Source organism: Microcoleus sp. PH2017_08_TRC_O_A (assembly GCF_020738665.1).
Taxonomy (GTDB): Bacteria; Cyanobacteriota; Cyanobacteriia; order Cyanobacteriales; family Microcoleaceae; genus Microcoleus.
On sequence record NZ_JAEQCE010000186.1, the window covers coordinates 1 to 2,823 of the forward strand.

Genomic DNA, 2,823 nt, shown 5'->3' on the forward strand with positions numbered 1-2,823 from the left:
CCGCATCTGTAATCCAATGGCACGGGGGCAAAAACAAATTGAACTACGGGCAAATAGTCTCGCGCCGCCACAATTTGCTCAAAAAGCTACCCAAATAGTTAAGGATGGGTAGCTTTGTCCATAAATTAAGTTACAGTTCCTAACCCAGAAGCAACAACCGATCGCCCGGAGCTGAGTTTGGGCTCGCTTGCTTGGGAGCGAAATTAACTGCGGTTGTCCTTGGCAATTCGCGATCGGCTGCTGCTCGATCGCATCTGGGACGAATGCTCGATCGACAGTTGGGCGCCTACTCTCTTGACGAAAAACTCGGTTTCTTCCTAGATACGCAAATTTCCCAGCTTCTGATTTTGGGTAGAAACCGGGTTGATGAGCGGTAAGTGCTAATTTGTGTTGAAACCAATATTTAAGCTGTACTGCATTTAAGTCGGTCTTTTTCAATTGCCCTGTCAAAATAACGTCAAATTCTCTGGCTTGTGGCCCTCCGAGGGCGATTTTCCCGATCGCCCCCTCGGAGTCCACTGAGAAAGTAGCGAAGGTTGAAGAGTGGCGCAGCCCGATCGCGCGATGAAACAAATCCCTCTACAACATTATAAATTGTATATTTTAATTCCCTATTCCTTGTTCTTGTCCCCCCCATCCGCTTCTCCCCCTCGAACATCACAGACAATAGAACTCTTGCAAAAGTCAAATTTACCCCCCGCAAGTCCCCTCGAACTTCGGGGGGAAACAAGAATAATCTTACCCCCTCCCCGAACTCGCGGGGAGGGCTGGGGTGTGGTGCTTTGTATTTTTGTAAGAGATCTAATGTTTTTGGTGCAGCAGCTAATTCCTCCGGTGGTGGCTGCACGATGTTTCTGCCGCCACGCCCATTCAATCGGTTTTTAGCGAAAACCCTTTCAACGAACAGGTGAAATTTCCTTGATTTTTTTACCGGATTGCCTTCCCCGGACTGCGTTGTGTGCAAATTATAGCAGATGTTGAATGAAGGAAGAAGGAAGAAGGAAGAAGGAAGAACGGAGAAGGAAGAAGGCGATAAAGGCTGCGCTCGGGGGGTAAAAAGAAGTCTGAACTCAGAAGTCAGAAGCAATCGACTCCATGGGGAAAGGGCCATTAAGAGCGTCCTAACCGTCAGGGTGGATGGGCTATATATGCCGAACACCTTAGTAGAAGATTGCTCTTCGGTATTTGGGGTTTTGAGGGGATTCGCTGCCCGAAAAACAGGGTTTACAAGTAGGTGGCAGCGGCATCGAGAACAAGTGCTGCCTCGCCTTGTTGAGGTAAAATTTAACCCCGCGCCGGTAACAAGGCTGGCGGCAGATTTGCCTGTGTCGCGCCCTAGGTATTTTCATTCATCGGTGCTTTGGTTTTTACCTTGACCGCAGACTGGATCGGGGATTGGTGAAAGTTGGGAACAGACTTTACTGTAAAAAAGTAAAGCATTTAATTTGCGACAATAATTCCTCCCGCGATCGCGCCCTTGACGCTTAGGCAAGCATCACCTGCTCGAAGGCAAATAGATCTGCCTTCGAGTATCCTTACTTACACCCCCGGTTTTGAGACCGCAAAAATTTACCCAGAATCTTATATTCCGAATTCTTAGTATTGACAGTGAAACAAAGTTAATCTAATGTGTTGTAATTGATATAAGTAAAGTCCAATAAGCGAGGTACGGTCAATGGCAGAAACAGCTACAGCACCCTTAACAGGAAAAGGTCTGCTTCAAAAAATCAAAGGCAGCGATTTGCCGCGCAGAGAACTTGCAAAGCTTTGCGGCTACTTCACCGTCAGCAAAAGTGGAGAAACCCGGATTAACTTGGCTGAGTTTTACGATGCAGTGTTAGCTGCTAAGGGAATTGAGCTAGAGAAGTCGAAAGCAGACGGACGCGGACGAGAAGCGAGTTATCGCGCTAGCGTTCACAAGAATGGCTCGATCGTGATCGGGGCAAATTATACCCAAGAAATGGGATTAAAGCCAGGTGACGAGTTTGAAATTAAACTCGGATACAAGCACATTCGCTTGATTCAGATCGATGTGGACAGACCGGAAGTGGAAGTGGAAGAAGAGGAGGATACAGAAGAATAGAGGCGATCGCGATGCAGTCTGCCGATAGCAAGGCGACTGGATTTGATATTCGCTACAGAAGTATTTGCGCGCCAACCTTCGATTTAACTGATGAGCTGTCTTGACTATTTCTATTTTCTCTTGTCCCGCAAAGACTACAGTGCCTCTGAACTTCGCAAAAAGGGGCAAGAGAAAGGTTTTGGCAATGAGGAAATATTGGAGGCGATCGCGCAAATTCAAGACCGGGGCTATCAGTCTGACACTCGCTTGGTGGCAAACTCGATCGCCTCTGCTACGGGCAAATACGGGAAATCGGCCATCAAGCGCAAGTGCCTGCAAAAAGGAATTACTAGCGATTTGTTCGAGCAAGTCTGGGAGGAAGAAATTGCCGAAAATCTGGACTCGGAAGCCGCAAAACTCGCCGAATTAAAAGCCAAAGTCATGCGGAAATACAAGATCGATGCTTGGAGTAAAGTAGATCCGAAAACCAAGGGCAAAGTCTTGAACTACCTGCAATACAGGGGCTTTAATGCTTTTGAACTTTTGCGGCAGTGGCAAACAGAAGAAGATGAAGGGTTAACTTACAGGGCGAAATAGTTATCTAAACTTAGTCAAAGCTCGCTGGACAAGATAAGTCTAGAATTGAGATAATATCTGCAATGCCGAAAACCAAGGCTCAATTATCCGGTTTGTAAACCGCAGTTCTGTCTGTACTAGCCAGCCTGTTAAGGTCGAGAAGGAAGTCCACAACTCGTTAAATT

The 2,823-nt window shown here is 47.0% G+C and carries 4 protein-coding genes; 3 read left to right on the plus strand and 1 reads right to left on the minus strand.

Annotated elements, in window-relative coordinates; all coding sequences use genetic code 11:
* Window positions 1-78 precede the first annotated feature (78 nt).
* Entirely contained in the window at window positions 79-573 is a 495-nt protein-coding gene (locus JGK22_RS32850) for a hypothetical protein (protein ID WP_293187173.1), read from the minus strand.
* Window positions 574-974: 401 nt separating this feature from the next.
* On the opposite strand from JGK22_RS32850, the gene JGK22_RS32855 reads away from it, so the two are divergent.
* The 3 genes from JGK22_RS32855 (at window position 975) to JGK22_RS32865 (ending at window position 2,659) form a co-directional block, all read left to right on the plus strand.
* Window positions 975-1,376 carry a hypothetical protein gene (locus JGK22_RS32855; protein ID WP_293187174.1) on the plus strand — a complete coding sequence of 134 codons (402 nt, stop codon included), beginning with the start codon at window positions 975-977 and terminating at the stop codon, window positions 1,374-1,376.
* Window positions 1,377-1,675: 299 nt separating this feature from the next.
* Entirely contained in the window at window positions 1,676-2,083 is a 408-nt protein-coding gene (locus tag JGK22_RS32860; protein ID WP_293187175.1) for an AbrB family transcriptional regulator, read from the plus strand.
* Window positions 2,084-2,173: 90 nt separating this feature from the next.
* Entirely contained in the window at window positions 2,174-2,659 is a 486-nt protein-coding gene (locus JGK22_RS32865) for a regulatory protein RecX (RefSeq protein WP_293187176.1), read from the plus strand.
* Window positions 2,660-2,823 lie beyond the last annotated feature (164 nt).